The sequence below is a fragment of the Bacillus rhizoplanae genome, from assembly GCF_917563915.1.
GTDB lineage: Bacteria > Bacillota > Bacilli > Bacillales > Bacillaceae_G > Bacillus_A > Bacillus_A rhizoplanae.
This window is the reverse complement of the sequence record NZ_CAKJTI010000052.1, coordinates 1-13,836: the sequence shown is the minus strand read 5'-3', so window position 1 is coordinate 13,836 and position 13,836 is coordinate 1. Positions and strand designations below refer to the sequence as shown.

The 13,836-nt window shown below is 34.2% G+C and carries 19 protein-coding genes, 1 pseudogene and 1 other annotated feature; of the genes and pseudogenes, 12 read left to right on the top strand and 8 right to left on the bottom strand.

Annotated elements, in window-relative coordinates; all coding sequences use genetic code 11:
- Positions 1-109: 109 nt before the first annotated feature.
- From LRP84_RS22705 to LRP84_RS21670, 3 genes and pseudogenes are all read left to right on the top strand, one after another.
- Positions 110-223, top strand: a pseudogene (locus LRP84_RS22705) (DUF2975 domain-containing protein); the annotation flags it as partial.
- 136 nt (positions 224-359) lie between these two features.
- Positions 360-839: a DUF2975 domain-containing protein gene (locus LRP84_RS21675; RefSeq protein ID WP_230576985.1), complete on the top strand. Its 480-nt coding sequence runs from the start codon at positions 360-362 to the stop codon at positions 837-839.
- 10 nt (positions 840-849) lie between these two features.
- Complete coding sequence (locus LRP84_RS21670) at positions 850-1,068, top strand: helix-turn-helix domain-containing protein (protein ID WP_004434885.1); 219 nt, start codon at positions 850-852, stop codon at positions 1,066-1,068.
- Between the two features lie 239 nt (positions 1,069-1,307).
- On the opposite strand, the gene LRP84_RS21665 is transcribed toward LRP84_RS21670, so the two are convergent.
- The 5 genes from LRP84_RS21665 to LRP84_RS21645 all read right to left on the bottom strand — a co-directional run bounded on the left by LRP84_RS21665 (position 1,308) and on the right by LRP84_RS21645 (position 3,645).
- On the bottom strand, positions 1,308-1,502 hold the full coding sequence (locus LRP84_RS21665; protein WP_230576984.1) for a hypothetical protein: 195 nt from the start codon (positions 1,500-1,502) through the stop codon (positions 1,308-1,310).
- 349 nt (positions 1,503-1,851) lie between these two features.
- On the bottom strand, positions 1,852-1,998 hold the full coding sequence (locus LRP84_RS21660) for a tyrosine-protein phosphatase (protein ID WP_230576983.1): 147 nt from the start codon (positions 1,996-1,998) through the stop codon (positions 1,852-1,854).
- 5 nt (positions 1,999-2,003) lie between these two features.
- On the bottom strand, positions 2,004-2,843 hold the full coding sequence (locus LRP84_RS21655) for a hypothetical protein (RefSeq protein ID WP_230576982.1): 840 nt from the start codon (positions 2,841-2,843) through the stop codon (positions 2,004-2,006).
- A gap of 49 nt (positions 2,844-2,892) precedes the next feature.
- A complete protein-coding gene (locus LRP84_RS21650; protein WP_230576981.1) occupies positions 2,893-3,282 on the bottom strand; it encodes a GNAT family N-acetyltransferase in 390 nt (129 codons plus the stop codon).
- 18 nt (positions 3,283-3,300) lie between these two features.
- Positions 3,301-3,645, bottom strand: a complete 345-nt coding sequence (locus tag LRP84_RS21645; RefSeq protein ID WP_230576980.1) for a hypothetical protein — start codon at positions 3,643-3,645, stop codon at positions 3,301-3,303.
- 226 nt (positions 3,646-3,871) lie between these two features.
- Here LRP84_RS21645 and LRP84_RS21640 point away from each other — a divergent pair, with 226 nt between their 5' ends.
- The 4 genes from LRP84_RS21640 to LRP84_RS21625 all read left to right on the top strand — a co-directional run bounded on the left by LRP84_RS21640 (position 3,872) and on the right by LRP84_RS21625 (position 6,542).
- Positions 3,872-4,711: a DUF2785 domain-containing protein gene (locus LRP84_RS21640; RefSeq protein ID WP_230576979.1), complete on the top strand. Its 840-nt coding sequence runs from the start codon at positions 3,872-3,874 to the stop codon at positions 4,709-4,711.
- Positions 4,712-4,727: 16 nt separating this feature from the next.
- Positions 4,728-5,495, top strand: coding sequence for a GNAT family N-acetyltransferase (locus tag LRP84_RS21635; protein WP_230576978.1), 768 nt, complete (start codon positions 4,728-4,730; stop codon positions 5,493-5,495).
- A 25-nt stretch (positions 5,496-5,520) separates the two neighbouring features.
- The gene (locus LRP84_RS21630; protein ID WP_230576977.1) at positions 5,521-5,976 is read left to right on the top strand and encodes an NUDIX hydrolase; all 456 of its coding nucleotides are present in this window, start codon (positions 5,521-5,523) and stop codon (positions 5,974-5,976) included.
- Between the two features lie 98 nt (positions 5,977-6,074).
- Complete coding sequence (locus LRP84_RS21625) at positions 6,075-6,542, top strand: GNAT family N-acetyltransferase (RefSeq protein ID WP_230576976.1); 468 nt, start codon at positions 6,075-6,077, stop codon at positions 6,540-6,542.
- 206 nt (positions 6,543-6,748) lie between these two features.
- On the opposite strand, the gene LRP84_RS21620 is transcribed toward LRP84_RS21625, so the two are convergent.
- Positions 6,749-7,735 (bottom strand): tryptophan--tRNA ligase, encoded by a 987-nt coding sequence (locus LRP84_RS21620; protein WP_230576975.1) that lies wholly within the window; start codon positions 7,733-7,735, stop codon positions 6,749-6,751.
- A 41-nt stretch (positions 7,736-7,776) separates the two neighbouring features.
- Positions 7,777-7,990: a binding site (T-box leader), on the bottom strand.
- 136 nt (positions 7,991-8,126) lie between these two features.
- Here LRP84_RS21620 and LRP84_RS21615 point away from each other — a divergent pair.
- Entirely contained in the window at positions 8,127-9,281 is a 1,155-nt protein-coding gene (locus tag LRP84_RS21615) for a 1-deoxy-D-xylulose-5-phosphate reductoisomerase (RefSeq protein ID WP_230576974.1), read from the top strand.
- Between the two features lie 63 nt (positions 9,282-9,344).
- Positions 9,345-9,794: a GNAT family N-acetyltransferase gene (locus LRP84_RS21610; protein WP_230576973.1), complete on the top strand. Its 450-nt coding sequence runs from the start codon at positions 9,345-9,347 to the stop codon at positions 9,792-9,794.
- Positions 9,795-9,855: 61 nt separating this feature from the next.
- Here the strand turns inward: LRP84_RS21610 and LRP84_RS21605 are convergent, their stop codons facing one another.
- Complete coding sequence (locus LRP84_RS21605) at positions 9,856-10,377, bottom strand: CGNR zinc finger domain-containing protein (RefSeq protein WP_230576986.1); 522 nt, start codon at positions 10,375-10,377, stop codon at positions 9,856-9,858.
- Positions 10,378-10,517: 140 nt separating this feature from the next.
- On the opposite strand from LRP84_RS21605, the gene LRP84_RS21600 reads away from it, so the two are divergent.
- The 3 genes from LRP84_RS21600 to LRP84_RS21590 all read left to right on the top strand — a co-directional run bounded on the left by LRP84_RS21600 (position 10,518) and on the right by LRP84_RS21590 (position 12,702).
- Positions 10,518-11,705 carry an MDR family MFS transporter gene (locus LRP84_RS21600; RefSeq protein ID WP_230576972.1) on the top strand — a complete coding sequence of 396 codons (1,188 nt, stop codon included), beginning with the start codon at positions 10,518-10,520 and terminating at the stop codon, positions 11,703-11,705.
- A 220-nt stretch (positions 11,706-11,925) separates the two neighbouring features.
- Entirely contained in the window at positions 11,926-12,186 is a 261-nt protein-coding gene (locus LRP84_RS22725) for a DUF5391 family protein (protein WP_496559686.1), read from the top strand.
- A gap of 195 nt (positions 12,187-12,381) precedes the next feature.
- The gene (locus LRP84_RS21590) at positions 12,382-12,702 is read left to right on the top strand and encodes a YqfO family protein (protein ID WP_230576971.1); all 321 of its coding nucleotides are present in this window, start codon (positions 12,382-12,384) and stop codon (positions 12,700-12,702) included.
- Between the two features lie 368 nt (positions 12,703-13,070).
- Here LRP84_RS21590 and LRP84_RS21585 read toward each other — a convergent pair whose 3' ends face one another.
- Entirely contained in the window at positions 13,071-13,535 is a 465-nt protein-coding gene (locus LRP84_RS21585) for a DUF3574 domain-containing protein (RefSeq protein WP_230576970.1), read from the bottom strand.
- Positions 13,536-13,836 lie beyond the last annotated feature (301 nt).

The window sequence follows — 13,836 nt, the reverse complement described above, 5'->3', positions numbered from 1 at the left end:
GGATATAATAATAACAATAATAATATAATTAAAAACGATATGAGTTTATTGTAAAACAATAAACTATGTGTTAAAGTCATTTTATTATTAAATCAGTGAGGTGCTTTAAATGAATGTTAAACAAGGTTCAACCACTTTCTTAAAGGTAATTATTTTTCTGATTGGAATTGCGATGCTTGCTTTATGTATCTATTGGTTGCCTGAGATAGCCATTAAAGATGCAATCTGATGGGTATTTTAGCAACAAGTATCATCGCAGCCATTGTGGATGCACTTCAAAAGCCATTAAAAAATGTCCCAGATATTAAGTCAAAAAATGATTAACGGTTTGAGAAAATTTAATTAACGAGGTACTTTTTATGAAACAAGTTACGACACTCTTTTTAAAGCTAGCTGTTATTTTTATAGGAATCCCAGTTCTTGCATTGTGCATATTTTTAGTGCCCCATATGGCGAATTTCGCAGCAAAATCGTATCCAAATATTGCCCCAATGAAATATCTCGTTTTCATCGTGATGTATGGAGCGGCTGTGCCTTTTTACTTTGCTCTCTATCAGGCTTTCAATCTTTTACGGTACATTGACGAGAACACAGCGTTCTCGGAATTATCTGTAAAGGCGTTAAAGAACATAAAGTGCTGTGCGATTACAATCAGTGGTTTGTATGTATTAGGTTTGCCACTCTTTCATTTTATAGCGAAGAAAGTTGACCCTCCTATTGCATTAATGGGACTCATCATCATTTTTGCTTCGTTGGTTATCGCCGTTTTTGCTGCTATCCTCCAACGGCTTCTACAAGAAGCGATTAACATAAAATCAGAAAATGATTTGACGGTCTGAGGTGGAGGATATGGCAATTATTATTAATATTGATGTGATGTTAGCAAAACGAAAAATGAGCGTAACGGAGCTTTCTGAGAGGGTTGGAATTACTATGGCGAATCTTTCCATTCTGAAAAATGGGAAAGCAAAAGCGGTTCGTTTTTCAACATTAGAAGCGATATGTAAGACTTTGGATTGTCAGCCGGGTGATATTTTGGAGTACAAAAGCGATGAGGACACTCAATAAAAACAGACAACAAATTTATTTAACTAACGGGAGTCGATAGAGAATTTAAGGGATAGCCATTAAGCTATCCCTTCTTTGCGTTTATTGATGTTATTTACTCAGAGAATTCCATTGAGAATTTCATTGATATTAGTGACAAAAAACATGATGTGATTTGCAATGTTTGCACCCCAAAAGAGAACCCGTTATTATATGTTGCACTCTCTTTTTCTTTATTTTTTCTACTACACCTTATTTTTTTATCCATAAAAATATATATACGAAGCTACTCCAACTACTAAAATGACCCCTAGACAAAGATAAATGATAGAAAGTCTCGTTATATTACCTTTTGTCGAAGTTCCATAATCTTCTTGCTCAGTTTTCCCAACCATTATCGTTCCAATAACCGTTAATCCTACTATTATTAATAGTACTAATATCCATATTATCATGTCCCTATCCCCTCCCTTAGTTACAGATTTTATACTATTTATAGTGTTAACAACGTGGATATATTTGTAAATGTTTTGACAATTCTTGAAATAACTACAAATACTATGATTTTAAGAATTTAGCATCTCTTTTTTTATAACAAAGGGTTTTGTTTGTATCCATTGCAAAATCAATCTCGGAAAAATGTGAGTGTGCAAAATTTCTTCATCCTCATTTCCAGAAAGCCCATACTTATCTTCTTCAACTTACCAAAGTCTTAAGATAGGAGTCTTATATCATACAGCATACTCTGTCTACAAGTGAAGGAAATAAAAAGAGAGCGATTCTAAAAATCGATTTCATCGCTCTTTAGACCCTCTCCCTTAAATTTTCTCTTTCTTCTAACTTGTCTTTCGTAAATCCAATCTCTTGTTCAGTATATTGCTCCACAGAACCATGAATAATGTTAATTTCATTAACGACTGCTTGTAAATACTTCACTCTTATCTCAAACATTGCACCTAAAGAGTAAAGATTGCTTGTATTTTTCCAAAGGACGTGCACGGCGTCCCTCGAAATACATAAGCAATTTGTTCATCCCCAAAATCTTGATATACAACTGTACCTCTTTGTGGATGCGTATAGTATTCACAGTTTCCAATCTTTAGCGGGGAACTATAGTTTTTGATCCATGAGGATATAGGACGATAACTATAATTTGTATGCCGACATGCCCATAGCGCATATAACTGCTCTTTTGTATCCCAGTATATATACTGTGTTTCACGATTACCAAAACCAACAGACTCTAGCTTCCATGAACTCGGAACTAGAAGCGGTAATGATACAAACTCTTTTTCTTCAGGAGAAAACCATATAGAACAACGATTAATTTCTCCCAAGCCACCTTCTATTTGGGTTTGAAAACTTAAATGATGAAAGGGTATGTTTATTTGTTGTTTTGCTTTCTCTAATTCCAATGGTTGTAACCCATATAAAAATTCCTCCATCTGATGTTGCTCTATAACTCCATTATCAATTGAAATCTCAATTTGCATTTTCCACTTTGAAGTGACGTAACTATCGTTCCCTTTATAATTTATACCCCGCCAATACGTTAGTTTATTATATTGGAAACACTCGCCCTGCCCTTGATACAAACAACTATCAGGAAAAGTCGGTTCCATAATATCCAGAAAAAACTGTTTCACACGAAACATTCCTGTAGGTGTTATCACCTGAAACCAAAGTGTTTCCCACCTTCCGCTCTCCTGCCGTTGTGATATGTGTTCTATATGCCAATCTGGAAATAAAAATTCAGGATATAACGGAATCATTCTTTTAAATATTTGTTGTAACATATAATTCCCCCTAAACTTATTTCTTTAGTACTTCGAAGGGGAGCTCTATTTATCCTTTTCTAATCACCCTTGTATATTTCTCTATGTTTCCTAACTGTATACAATTGTTGTTAGAAAACACACGTTTCATGGGATCGTTCACCTCATCAGTGCTACCAATATAATAGGAAGCACCTATTTCTTTTAAAATGTACAATGCTTTTTCATGTAGCATTGTCCCATATCGTTTACCGCGCATATTCGGAACAATACCAAGGTAAAACAGTCGCCCTTCTTCTATCGTACCTGGCTCGATATGCGGAAGAATAACACCTACTGGATCTTCTCCTTGAAATGCGGCTAAACAATGTTCGTTCCATTTTCTGCCAATTTCAATTTGAAATGCATATAATAATTGATTAATATTTAAAATTTCTTTCTTATTTAAAGAACACTGCATAGAATCCATCCAAATTTTTTAAAATGCACTTTCTCCCACTTCATCTATTGTTCTCAAAGTAAACGGAACTTCTACATTTTTAACATCAGATAAATCTTTCAGCACCGTAACACAACTTTTTTGATGCTGAAATTGTAGGCGTTGAAACACTTCATCATAATGTGCATAATTAGGACTTTTTAATGAAACAACGAAATGTAAATGTAAAACTTCTTTTTTCGTTGCTGTTTCTACCCAATATTGTACAACCTCTGTAATCTGTTCCTTTGTCAACGAAACTGTATTATTTTCTTCAATTGTAATATAATGCGGTTCTCCTACTAATACTTTAAAATCTCGTTTCATATTAACAAATTGATTCATTCCTCTACCTCTTCCTAAAATATTTTTAAAAATAACATGTTTTCTATTGCATGAGCAGGAGTTTTTATGAATATGTAGAATATTAGACATTTGATGTTTATAACGTAAAGATTCCATTAATAAAGAATTTCTTCACCCTTCATCAATGATTAACCTGAACAATTAGGCTCTTATAGACGCAGACTAGAGGGTCTTATCGATAAAGCTATAACGAGGGGGAACATCATTGAATACCATTATGTTGCAGCAATTACTAGAAACCATTCAGAAAAACGGATATGTACTACCTCAAAATATAGATTTAAATCAATTAAGCATACATATGCTAGAGCATATCGGAACATTAGACGGCTACTTACGTGATCAACTGATTTACTCTACATTTTCTCACCTTATTTCACGTGATTATTTTCTCGAGGCTCAGTTAGAAAAATTACTCATGCTAACTTTAGAAGAAAAATATTTATATTATGGCATCACTTCTGATAACGCAAATAGTGTGTTTACACGTTCTTTTACAACATTATTAATTGCGTTAATATTATGTGCAGATAATAAAACAAACTTTTTAACACAAGAAACTATTGTTACTGTAAAAGAAAAATTAGTAGACTATATGAATATGGAAATTGATTTAAGAGGATATGTACAACCTTATGGATGGGCACATAGCATCGCTCATGCGTCAGATGCTTTCGATGCCCTTATTCATAATCCAAAATTAGCACCACAATATTACGAGGAACTAGCCCATTGCCTTTTAAATAAAATATTCGTTTATTCCATTGTATATCATTTTGATGAGGACGAGCGCATTATTACCCCTCTTCTTTCTATGGTATCCCTCGGTTTCTCGCAAAAGCAGCTATTCGATACGATTCGTGCCAAGCTAAACTTGCTGCCACTATATAAAACGAGACTTCCAATCAATGAATATTGCAATTTATGTTCAAATGTGAAAACTTTCTTGCGTAGTTTATATTTTAGAACAGTACATAATATTCAATTTACTTATGTAGCGTCACAAGCAGAGGTAATGTTAAAAGAACTACCAACATTTTATTAATATACGGAGGAAAACAATGGATATCGAAACAATACAAGATGCAATTGAAGCACACCATTGGGATTATCCTACTAAGCTAATTCCAAATGAAGTTGAGTTTATTCATACAACTGATCTCATTATGATTAAAAATAAAAATATTCCTAGCATTCAAGCCAATAAAGTTGTTCGTTTTGCATCGCAGCAGCCATTAGAAACAGCATTGCACTTTTTCCAAAACACACCATTTTCTTGGTGGGTTCCTTCGCAGCAAAAAGAACTAATTACAGCAATAATAAATCATGAATTTGCATGTATTGATGAATACGTTGGGATCGCTTTACAACTACCGAATTTCCCCATTCCGAAATTACAACAATTATACCACTTCATCGATGTGAAAACAGACGAAGACATTGCAAAGCTTGTTGATGTAAGCATTTCGATTTGGGACTATCCTCCCTCAGCAAGAGACAATCTTTTTCAGCAGAGAAAATCGTATATTGAAGCTAGCGGCGAAAGTAGTGGTTATTTCATTTGCTGTGACGAAAATACCGCTGTTGGCTATGCAAACTACAGATATAGTCATAATAGATCTGTAGTTTATTTAAATGGTTCCGGCGTATTACCTACTTATCGTAAGCAAGGGATTTATAAGCATTTAGTTTATAAACGGTTACAAGATGCAAAGAGAAAAGGTGTTATTTTAGCAACATGTCAAGCAAGAAAAGGGCATTCTGCTCCCATTTTAGAAAAGTTAGGATTTACTCCATACGAAACATACTTACAATTTGCACGTATGTAATATAAACAAAGGAAAAGGTGTATATATGGGATATGTCGAAGAAATGCGCAGCTTAGTTGGAAATCGTCCTCTCATTTTAATAGGTTCACATGTAATTATATTAAACGAAAATAATGAAGTACTACTTCAGCTTCGCAGTGATTACAATTGTTGGGGCATAATTGGCGGTGCACTTGAATGCGGTGAAACACTAGAAGAAGCCGCTAAACGAGAAGTCTATGAAGAAACAGGTTTAATCGTTAAATATTTAGAACTATTTCAAAATTTTTCTGGGAAAGAATTCTTCAATGTTTACCCAAATGGAGATCAAGTATACGGTGTTCTCGCTACATATATTTGTCGTGATTTTGAAGGAACATTACGTATCGATCACGATGAATCAAAAGATTTGCGATTCTTCCCTATTCATAATCTTCCTACCAATTTGGGATCATTACATAAATTAATTTTAGACGCTTTTTTAAAAAATATTATAGACTGAACATCGCTGGTCTAATTGAATTTCTCTAATCATTTTCATGAGATTTAAATGATACCGGATCTCAAAAAATCAAATATAGAAACTGGAGGTTATCACTCATGTCTCAAGTAAGTCTGAAAAAAATAACTTCTGAAAACTGGCGAGAGGCTCTTAAGCTTTCTGTGAATATTGAGCAACAAGAGTTTGTTGCTGCAGTTACACCTCCAGTTGCTATTGCTCTTGCCAAGGCATACATTAGACCAGACGATAGAATTATCGAACCTTATGGGATCTACAATCAGCAGAAAATGGTAGGTTTCTTTAATCTACACTATACACTTGATAGCAAAGAAGACTTTTGGCTTTTTCATTTTTTCATCGATAAAAGATATCAAAGAAAGGGATTAGGATCTACTGCACTAGAAGTGTTGATTAAGCATATCAAAGATACACATCCTTCTTGCCATTGCATTCGTTTAACTGTACATCCTAAAAATGATGCAGGTAAGAAATTCTACAAAGCGTTTGGATTTACCGATGATCATATTCTTACATACGGCGAGCCGACGTATTCCTTGTACATCTAGAAAATTCTCAATCCAGCATGACAACTACTGATAACATTGATTATGTGAATGGAAAATTTCTTCTGGTCTTCTGAAGGGAATTTTAAAGGGTTTGCGATACATTGATTTTATGTTAACAAAAGGTGCTTTCATGTAAAGAAAACACCTTTTCAGTTAACAACTAATTTTTAATAAGACAAAAGGAATTAAATCTTTCCCTTTTCATATTAACACCCAATCCGTTTTTTTATTTCCGCTAAATTCTTCTTAGCAATTTCTCTTGCACGTTCGGCTCCTTTTTTGATTGCTCCTTGAAGTAACTGTGGTTCATTCATGTACATTTCATATTTCTTTCTTGGCTCCTCTAACTCCCGGTTGATGACTCGAAGTAGCTCTTTTTTCACATCACCCCAGCCGATGCCCGTCGCATATTGTTCTTTCATTAATGTAACTTCCTCTGCTGTAGCAAACTCTTTATACAACATAAATAATGTCTCAAGTTCCTTCGGTTCACTCGGTAAAGATGAATCCGTTTTAATCTTAAAAATAAGATTTTTCAACTTTTCCGACTCTTCGAATAGTGGAATAACATTTCCATAGCTTTTACTCATTTTCCGTCCGTCAAGACCTGGTACAATTGCTCCTTCTTCTTGAATGATATACTCCGGCAATACAAAAATTTCACCAAACGTGTTATTAAAATACGAGGCAATATCTCTCGCAATTTCTACATGCTGAATTTGATCTTTTCCGACTGGAACATAGTTTGATTGAAATAATAAAATATCAGCAGCCATTAAAATAGGATACGTATATAATCCCATGTTTACACCAGTATCTACATCTATTCCCGCTTCTATATTTTGATCAACCTTTGCCTTATACGCATGCGCCCGGTTCATTAAACCTTTTGGAGTAAGACAAGCTAAAATCCAGTACAATTCTAAAATTTCTGGTACATCTGATTGACGATAAAAAATTACATGCTCATCTAAGCCTAATGATAACCACGTCGCTGCTACTTCCTTCGTATATTCACGAAATTTTATTGGATCTTGCACTGCATTTAATGCGTGATAATCAGCAATAAAATATAATGCCTCTTCTTCTCTTTGTTTAGAAAGCTGCAAGGCTGGTTTAATTGCTCCAATATAGTTCCCGAGATGCGGATGTCCAGTTGGTTTAACACCAGTTAACATAACATTTTTATCCATAACTACTCCTCCTTTATCACGCAAAAAAGTCCCTCAATCCTAAAAAGGACGAGGGACTCCCGCGGTACCACCTTTATTAGCCACAATTACATAGCTCTCTTTACGATTCGAATAACGTCGAAACAACCGTCATAGCCTACTCAGTTCAGCATGAAGCTCCAGAGCCCATTCCATATTTTTTCCTTACTGATTCCCACCAACCATCAGCTCTCTGTGAAGTTCCAAATATGTACTCTTCTCTATCGTCGCTTCTTCTTTTAAATTTTCCTTATTATACCACATTTTTTAGACAAAAGGAAATTTTCTGTCTTATCGTGCAGGAATTTTCTTTTTTTTATCTAATAAGATAAAAGTTTATGGAAAAGTTTCATACAACTACGGAGGATTTATTATGGTAAAATACATTTCAATTCTTGGATCAACTGGCTCTATTGGAACATCAGCTCTAGAAGTAGTCGCTGCTCATCCAGAACACTTTCAAATTATCGGTTTAACCGCAAATAAAAATATTGATATGCTAGAACAACAAATACAAACATTTCAGCCGCGCATTGTAAGTGTAGGCACGAAAGAATTAGCATATGCACTGCGCTCACGAATTTCTACTAGAACAAAAGTTGTATATGGAGAAGAAGGCTTGATTGAAGTTGCTGCGCACCCCGATAGTAATCTTGTCTTAACTTCTGTCGTTGGTATAGCAGGACTTCTTCCAACAATTGAGGCTTTAAAAGCAAAAAAAGACATCGCCATTGCTAATAAAGAAACATTAGTAGCGGCAGGACATATTGTTACGGAATTAGCAAAAGAAAATCATTGTCGCCTTATTCCAGTAGATAGTGAGCATTCAGCTATTTTCCAATGTTTAAATGGTGAAAATAATAAAGAGATTGAAAGACTAATTGTAACAGCGTCCGGCGGTGCATTCAGGGATAAGGCACGCGAAGAAATGGCTCTGCTCAAAGCGAAAGATGCGCTGAAACATCCAAATTGGCTAATGGGAGCAAAATTAACAATTGACTCTGCAACATTACTAAATAAAGGCTTTGAAGTAATGGAAGCACGCTGGTTATTTGATGTTTCCTATGAAAAAATCGATGTTATGATCCATAAAGAAAGCATTATTCACTCTCTTGTAGAGTTTGTGGATGGTTCCATTATGGCTCAGCTTGGGGCACCTGATATGCGTATGCCTATTCAATATGCATTCCACTATCCATCGCGTTTAGCATCTTCTTTTAAAAAATTAAATTTACTAGAAGTCGGCAGCTTACATTTTGAAAAACCTGATTTAGAGAAATTCCCTTGCCTCCACTACGCTTACGAGGCTGGGAAAGTTGGTGGTACAAAACCAGCTGTACTAAATGCTGCGAATGAAATTGCAAATGCTTTATTTTTACAAGACAAGATTTCATTTTTTGATATTGAAAGAACAATTTATTCTACATTAGAAGCTCAACATAATATTGCTAATCCTTCATTAGAAGAGGTATTAGCAGCTGATCACTGGGCACGTCAATATGCCAATGCATTACTTGTAAAAAGTTAGAACTAGTTATACGAAAGAGTGAGAATCCTATATTCTCACTCTTTTCATAAAGGGGGCCTCCACTTGATTCGAAAATTATCTCCTTCTTCTATTGAAGAAGCTGCGGAAATTTTAGAAATTCAAATTTCCGCATACAAAATTGAAGCACAGTATATTCAAAACAATTCAATTCCTCGATTGTATGACACGATTTTTGATATCCAAAATTGTAATGAAGTCTTTTATGGATACTTCATTGATAATACTTTAGCTGGGTTTATTTCATTTCTATATGAGGATGATGTTGTTGATATTCATCGCCTCGTTGTTTCACCTACATATTTTCATAGAGGAATTGCAACAGCACTATTACAACATCTATTTCGACTACATGAAGAAACAACACCTTATATTGTACAAACTGGTATGAAAAATACACCTGCCATTGCTTTATATAAGAGACATAACTTTATAGAAACGAAAAAAATTACATTACCAGATGGACTCGTTCTTGTACAGTTGAAAAAATTATAACATCCTGTTCAACTTAGAAAGCAAGAGAATAGCCGAAACTTTGCAGCACTGCAAGCTTCGGCTATTTAATATAACTTGAACTTGCTTTTCTCTTCGCACGATGCCTCTTCACTTTTGCAATTGTTCCGCAAGCTCGTCCCCCTTCTCCTTCAGCGTACATGCCGCACCAACGTTTACTACCGTTACGAGATTGATCGTAAAACACCCACTTACAATCTGGACAAGCTTTCAATCTTCCCCACTGTTTATTTACAATCGCAGAAGCAATAATTCGCAATAAAAATGTATATAAATTTTCCTCACCAATTGCTTGATATGTAATCTCATCTTCTCCATCCACAGTCATTACTTGTAATGGATACTTCTCGAACAACGGCTTTAATGACTTCTGCTGTTCAACCGCCTCTCGAATAGTGCCGCGGAAACTTTTTACTTCCTCCACCGAACCAAAAGGTAACTCTTCATTCCATTGTTCATTCATAAACAAATAAACATTTTCTTCTGTTTCAAAAAAATCAACCGGTTTTCTCGTTTCATTTGGGATTCTCCATGTATTTAAAAGCGCTCTTATACTTTCTAACATCTCTGGTGCAGTTTGATTGCTACTCAAAATCACCACCAACTTTCCATAGTTTACTTTTTTTCTTATTTTCAGTATAATCATAACATAAAAATGTTAACCATTAAAAATAATAGAAGGTTAACAAAAAAGGGGTGGATATTTTGAAATCTTTTTCAGTACCTATTCGTTTTGTATTATTTTCTACTTTTTTTATGACGCTTGGTCATTTTGCAGTGATGGCATTTCTAACCATCTATTTATCTAATTCTTTACATTTTTCTGCTATGCAGGTTGGCACAATTTTAACAGCGCTTACAATTACCTCTCGAATATTTCCGTTATTTACGGGAATACTCGCAGATCGGGTTGGTTATATCATCATGATGATAACCGGAACCATTTTACGAGGTATTGGCTTTCTTTCTTTAGGGATATTTTCTGAATTTTATACTATTATGCTTGCAACAATATTCATTGGATTTGGTACTGCTTTTTATGAACCATCTGCACGTGCTGTTTTTGGTTCTCAACCTGCTCATATAAGAAAAGATACCTTTACATACTTAAATCTCTTCCTTAATGGCGGAGCAATCATTGGGCCGATTGCAGGTAGTATATTGCTTCATTGGGATCCACTATATCCATTCTTATTTACTGGATTACTCATGTTATTTTTAGCATTCCTATTCTTTCTTCTTAGATCTCACTTTCATGTTACAGTACATGAAACACAACTTTTAACGGGAATAAAAGTGGCTGTGCAAAACAAGCCCTTTCTATCTTTTTCACTCATCATGGTGTTTTTTTATACGATGTTTACACAACTTACGGTTGCATTACCGCTTCATATGAACAATATAAGTCACGATCAAAACTTAGTAGGACTCGTCATTACAATAAACGCCATTACAGGTTTTTTATTTATGATTGCATTTAAATATCTCTTTAAAAAATATCATGCACTTTCTCTTGTAAAGTATGGTGTATTACTAATGGGACTTTCTTTCCTTCTCATTCCCATCTCTTTTCATCCATATTGGCTATTGGTGTGTGTCATTTTATTTACTATCGGAGAAACACTCGTACTACCTAATGCGGATATTGCTGTGGCAAACTTTAGCAACGAACAATACACAGCAACCTATTTTGGCTTCTTTCAACTATCGCTTGCCTTAGGATTTACTATCGGAAACTATACAGGGACTTTCTTTACGAAATATTGGAAAGATATGAGTTTCCCTTGGATTATTTTTGGTCTTTTAGGCGTGGTTGGATTTTCACTCCTTCATTTTTTGAAACCAAATGTTAAAAGGAATGAAAATCTATTGAATATAAAACAGAGTATGTAATGTTCTTACATACTCTGTTTTCATCTTCACATGTTTTAAATCAATCTACTAAAAACCTAAAAATAACCTTTTTTTCATATATTTGTTATAATATAAAAAGAGAATAATTACTTTTAATGAAGAATGTAGAAGCTATTATTCACAACTGCTGAAATACTCAACTTCTAGATACTATTTCCTCTTAATTTTACGAACAATCCTGAAAGGAATGAAACATATCATGACAAAAGAAACAAACAAATCTCGTGTTATTTTCATGACTTTAGTTTCCGCATTGCTCTTCTGCTCTTTGTTGATTGCGGGTTCACTTTCCCCACTTGCCGATTCCGGGCCTAGAGCCAATAAGTTTGGAACGATGGGTATGTGGACAGCAATAGGCATGGCTCTTTCCACATATCTCCTCCCTTTAATCCTATATATTGCAGGGTTGAATATAATGAAGTTTGTTATGGCAGTCTTTTGTGGATTAGGACTGCTTTAAAACTCCGTAATACTCATAGTCGTTTTAACAATGGGTGGATTTCCTATTTTACTAGGACTTTGCATAGCTACATTAATCGTTAATGTTATGTGGTATTTCATAGCTTTTCGTTCGCCATCAAAGCTTAATCACCAAAAGCGTTTTATCTAATATAACGAATTGTTTAAAATAAAACCGATTTTAAGGAGCTAGAAAATGGATGTTAAATTTGTAAAAGTTGAGGTACTATTACCAGAAGAATACATAGAAACATTAAGAAGTAAACTGAACGATATTGGTGTTTTAACAGTAGGTAAATATGATCATGTTATTTCTTACTCACTTGTTAAGGGAACTTGGAAACCATTAGAAGAATCAAAACCCTTTAATGGCACTATAGGAGAAATATGTTTCGGGACTGAATACAAACTGGAGTTTAGATGTTTATATCAAAACCTTGAAGAAGTACTAAACATTATCAAGAGCGTCCATCCTTATGAAGAACCTATAATTAATGTACTTCCATTGTTAAACTAATTTTGATAAAAATTCTTCATTCCAAGTGTTTTATATATTCATTTCTTATCTCATAAAATAAAGATTTAGATTCACCATTATATGTCATGAATAGATAATGATTGTACTAAAATAAAGTATTAGACTAAATAGCAGATATGCGATTTTCATACGAGAAATAAGGACAATTCAGAGAAATCATACTTACTAAACCAAATATGTATACATTCTTGTATAAAGCTTTCAAAAGAGAAAAGGCTTAATTCTTAATGAATAAGGGATTAGCCTCTTTGTTTACCATGAATATCACTGATTATGTAGCCTGCGCTATGATTCTTAAATAACAAAGAGGCTTGGAGATATAAGATCTCCAAGCCTTTTTCTAACCATTATTCAATGAAATACATCTTCCCGTTTACTTCAAGAGACACTGATGATTGCTTCATCTCTTCTTTTAGGGATTGCGCATATTCTACCACTTCATTAATCGTCTTCTTATTTAAATTTTCGGCAAAACTATACACGATGGTGACTTTTTCTTTAATGAGCTGATTGTTATCTCCTACCCAGGCCCCTGTTCCTTCAATAGCGGTAGCTCCTCCAAACATGTTAGAGAATGTCTCCAGAGATTTATTAACATAGGGAGTATTATCAATAGGTTGATCTACATTATAGGTGGATGGCACATAAATTTTCACTACATTATCAAGATGGAATTGTCCCTTTAGAGCGTTTGATTCTTGAACTTTAAGTGTTCCTTGTTGTTCTGCAGCATATACCGTATGCCCTAGAAAAGTCACCAATACAATAGATAGAAACCAATACAAAATCTTTTTCCTTTTCAAGCTTGCCACTCCTTCTTATTTGACTGTTTTGCTGTCAAAACAATGGTGAGTGTTCTGTTTACAATTATATATTATTTAATAAGGTTTGAGAGAATATAACTCACTTGTTTTATATTTTTCATAAAAGCTGTGTACATCTAACTTACTCTTTCATTACTCTGTCTAAATCATTGATTTGAATATTGATATGTAATTGTTGGATGTTCTTTTCACTTCCGATAACATTGATTATGTGAATGGAAAGTTCCTTCAGTTCTTCTGAAGGAACTTTTAAAGGTTTTGTGATACATTGATTTTATGTTAACAAAAG

What these genes read in the sequence shown, in the direction of transcription:
- LRP84_RS21630 (WP_230576977.1), top strand. Translation starts at nt 5,521, where the DNA reads ATGGGATATGTCGAAGAAATGCGCAGCTTAGTTGGAAATCGTCCTCTC.
- LRP84_RS21635 (WP_230576978.1), top strand. Translation starts at nt 4,728, where the DNA reads ATGGATATCGAAACAATACAAGATGCAATTGAAGCACACCATTGGGAT.
- LRP84_RS21670 (WP_004434885.1), top strand. Translation starts at nt 850, where the DNA reads ATGGCAATTATTATTAATATTGATGTGATGTTAGCAAAACGAAAAATG.
- LRP84_RS21665 (WP_230576984.1), bottom strand. Translation starts at nt 1,502, where the DNA reads ATGATAATATGGATATTAGTACTATTAATAATAGTAGGATTAACGGTT.
- LRP84_RS21615 (WP_230576974.1), top strand. Translation starts at nt 8,127, where the DNA reads ATGGTAAAATACATTTCAATTCTTGGATCAACTGGCTCTATTGGAACA.
- LRP84_RS21655 (WP_230576982.1), bottom strand. Translation starts at nt 2,843, where the DNA reads ATGTTACAACAAATATTTAAAAGAATGATTCCGTTATATCCTGAATTT.
- LRP84_RS21675 (WP_230576985.1), top strand. Translation starts at nt 360, where the DNA reads ATGAAACAAGTTACGACACTCTTTTTAAAGCTAGCTGTTATTTTTATA.
- LRP84_RS21620 (WP_230576975.1), bottom strand. Translation starts at nt 7,735, where the DNA reads ATGGATAAAAATGTTATGTTAACTGGTGTTAAACCAACTGGACATCCG.
- LRP84_RS21650 (WP_230576981.1), bottom strand. Translation starts at nt 3,282, where the DNA reads ATGCAGTGTTCTTTAAATAAGAAAGAAATTTTAAATATTAATCAATTA.
- LRP84_RS21590 (WP_230576971.1), top strand. Translation starts at nt 12,382, where the DNA reads ATGGATGTTAAATTTGTAAAAGTTGAGGTACTATTACCAGAAGAATAC.
- LRP84_RS21605 (WP_230576986.1), bottom strand. Translation starts at nt 10,377, where the DNA reads ATGTTAGAAAGTATAAGAGCGCTTTTAAATACATGGAGAATCCCAAAT.
- LRP84_RS21625 (WP_230576976.1), top strand. Translation starts at nt 6,075, where the DNA reads ATGTCTCAAGTAAGTCTGAAAAAAATAACTTCTGAAAACTGGCGAGAG.
- LRP84_RS22725 (WP_496559686.1), top strand. Translation starts at nt 11,926, where the DNA reads ATGACAAAAGAAACAAACAAATCTCGTGTTATTTTCATGACTTTAGTT.
- LRP84_RS21645 (WP_230576980.1), bottom strand. Translation starts at nt 3,645, where the DNA reads ATGAATCAATTTGTTAATATGAAACGAGATTTTAAAGTATTAGTAGGA.
- LRP84_RS21660 (WP_230576983.1), bottom strand. Translation starts at nt 1,998, where the DNA reads ATGTTTGAGATAAGAGTGAAGTATTTACAAGCAGTCGTTAATGAAATT.